Below are 3068 nucleotides of genomic sequence, written 5' to 3'. Positions count from 1 at the left end.
AAGTTGAATGAAATGAGTTACTAGCGAAATTAACTGAATCAAGCGTTTTGGTATATGAATCTAATTGAAGCTGTACAGTGATTAAATTCACGAAGCTCTAAACTGTAATGTTGGTTGATCTACTTGTAGGATCAAACGACTGTTTGGGGTTGTATAGTCAAGTAATTAAGTGCATGTGGTGGATGCCTTGGCAGTCAGAGGCGATGAAAGACGTAATAGCCTGCGATAAGCTCCGGGGAGGCGGCAAATATCCTGTGATCCGGAGATTTCTGAATGGGGAAACCCACCCGCTATAAGGCGGGTATCATAAACTGAATACATAGGTTTATGAGGCGAACGAGGGGAAGTGAAACATCTCAGTACCCTTAGGAAAAGAAATCAATTGAGATTCCCTCAGTAGCGGCGAGCGAACGGGGAAAAGCCCATTAAGTTATCTAAGCTTTAGTGGAACGCTCTGGGAAGTGCGACCATAGTAGGTGATAGTCCTGTACACGAAAGGGCTTAGATAATGATGTCGAGTAGGGCGAGGCACGTGAAACCTTGTCTGAATATGGGGGGACCATCCTCCAAGGCTAAATACTCCTGACTGACCGATAGTGAACCAGTACCGTGAGGGAAAGGCGAAAAGAACCCCTGTGAGGGGAGTGAAATAGATCCTGAAACCGCATGCATACAAGCAGTGGGAGCCAACTTGTTTGGTGACTGCGTACCTTTTGTATAATGGGTCAGCGACTTACATTCAGTAGCAAGGTTAACCGATTAGGGGAGCCGTAGAGAAATCGAGTCTTAATAGGGCGTTTAGTTGCTGGGTGTAGACCCGAAACCGGGTGATCTATCCATGAGCAGGTTGAAGGTTGGGTAACACTAACTGGAGGACCGAACCCACTGTCGTTGAAAAGCCAGGGGATGACTTGTGGATAGGGGTGAAAGGCTAATCAAACTCGGTGATAGCTGGTTCTCCCCGAAAGCTATTTAGGTAGCGCCTCGGACGAATACCATTGGGGGTAGAGCACTGTTTCGGCTAGGGGGTCATCCCGACTTACCAAACCGATGCAAACTCCGAATACCAATGAGTACTATCCGGGAGACAGACTGCGGGTGCTAACGTCCGTAGTCAAGAGGAAAACAATCCAGACCGCCAGCTAAGGCCCCAAAATTGTAGTTAAGTGGGAAACGATGTGGGAAGGCATAGACAGCTAGGAGGTTGGCTTAGAAGCAGCCACCCTTTAAAGAAAGCGTAATAGCTCACTAGTCGAGTCGGCCTGCGCGGAAGATGTAACGGGGCTAAAACTACATGCCGAAGCTGCGGATTTACACATTAGTGTAAGTGGTAGGGGAGCGTTCTGTAAGCCGATGAAGGTGGATTGAGAAGTCTGCTGGAGGTATCAGAAGTGCGAATGCTGACGTGAGTAACGACAAAACGGGTGAAAAACCCGTTCGCTGAAAGACCAAGGGTTCCAGTCCAACGTTAATCGGGGCTGGGTGAGTCGACCCCTAAGGCGAGGCCGAGAGGCGTAGTCGATGGGAAATTGGTTAATATTCCAATACTTCAGTGTAATGCGATGAGAGGACGGAGAAGGTTAAGTCAGCCTGGCGTTGGTTGTCCAGGTGAAAGGAAGTAGGCATGTATCTTAGGCAAATCCGGGGTACTCTATGCTGAGATCTGACAGCAAGCTGTACTTGTACAGTGAAGTGGCTGATACCATACTTCCAGGAAAAGTCTCTAAGCTTCAGTTACACTGGAATCGTACCCGAAACCGACACAGGTGGTCAGGTCGAGTAGACCAAAGCGCTTGAGAGAACTCTGCTGAAGGAACTAGGCAAAATGGTACCGTAACTTCGGGAGAAGGTACGCTGCTTTTGGTGATGGAACTTGCTTCCTGAGCTGAGAGCAGCCACAGAAACCAGGCCCCTGCAACTGTTTATTAAAAACATAGCACTCTGCAAACACGAAAGTGGACGTATAGGGTGTGATGCCTGCCCGGTGCTGGAAGGTTAATTGATGGGGTTAGCGTAAGCGAAGCTCTTGATCGAAGCCCCAGTAAACGGCGGCCGTAACTATAACGGTCCTAAGGTAGCGAAATTCCTTGTCGGGTAAGTTCCGACCTGCACGAATGGCATAATGATGGGGGCGCTGTCTCCAGCAGAGGCTCAGTGAAATCGAAATCGCCGTGAAGATGCGGTGTACCCGCGGCTAGACGGAAAGACCCCGTGAACCTTTACTGCAGCTTGACATTGAACTTTGATCTTACTTGTGTAGGATAGGTGGGAGGCTTTGAAACCGAGACGCTAGTTTCGGTGGAGCCAATCTTGAAATACCACCCTGGTAATATTGAGGTTCTAACTCTGCTCCATGATCTGGAGCGAGGACCATGTCTGGTGGGTAGTTTGACTGGGGCGGTCTCCTCCTAAAGAGTAACGGAGGAGTACGAAGGTGCGCTCAGCGTGGTCGGAAATCACGCGTAGAGTATAAAGGCAAAAGCGCGCTTAACTGCGAGACCCACAAGTCGAGCAGGTACGAAAGTAGGTCTTAGTGATCCGGTGGTTCTGTATGGAAGGGCCATCGCTCAACGGATAAAAGGTACTCTGGGGATAACAGGCTGATACCGCCCAAGAGTTCATATCGACGGCGGTGTTTGGCACCTCGATGTCGGCTCATCTCATCCTGGGGCTGAAGCAGGTCCCAAGGGTATGGCTGTTCGCCATTTAAAGAGGTACGCGAGCTGGGTTTAGAACGTCGTGAGACAGTTCGGTCCCTATCTACCGTGGGCGCTGGAAATTTGAGAGGATCTGCTCCTAGTACGAGAGGACCAGAGTGGACGAACCTCTGGTGTACCGGTTGTGACGCCAGTCGCATCGCCGGGTAGCTATGTTCGGAAGGGATAACCGCTGAAAGCATCTAAGCGGGAAGCCTACCTCAAGATAAGATTTCCCTTGGACTTTATGTCCACTAAAGAGCCGTTGAAGACTACGACGTTGATAGGTTGGATGTGGAAGTGCGGTGACGCATGAAGCTGACCAATACTAATTGCTCGTGAGGCTTGACTATACAACACCCAAACAGTTGT

General features: G+C 49.6%; 1 rRNA gene. It reads left to right on the top strand.

The window, feature by feature from the left end:
* The first annotated feature begins 155 nt into the window (after positions 1 to 155).
* Positions 156 to 3049, top strand: a 23S ribosomal RNA gene (locus FTU75_RS18035).
* Positions 3050 to 3068: the final 19 nt, after the last annotated feature.

The sequence above is a fragment of the Acinetobacter sp. YH12140 genome, from assembly GCF_013418475.1.
GTDB lineage: Bacteria > Pseudomonadota > Gammaproteobacteria > Pseudomonadales > Moraxellaceae > Acinetobacter > Acinetobacter amyesii.
Note: the sequence above shows the minus strand (reverse complement) of the source record. Positions and strands in the feature narration are given on the sequence as shown.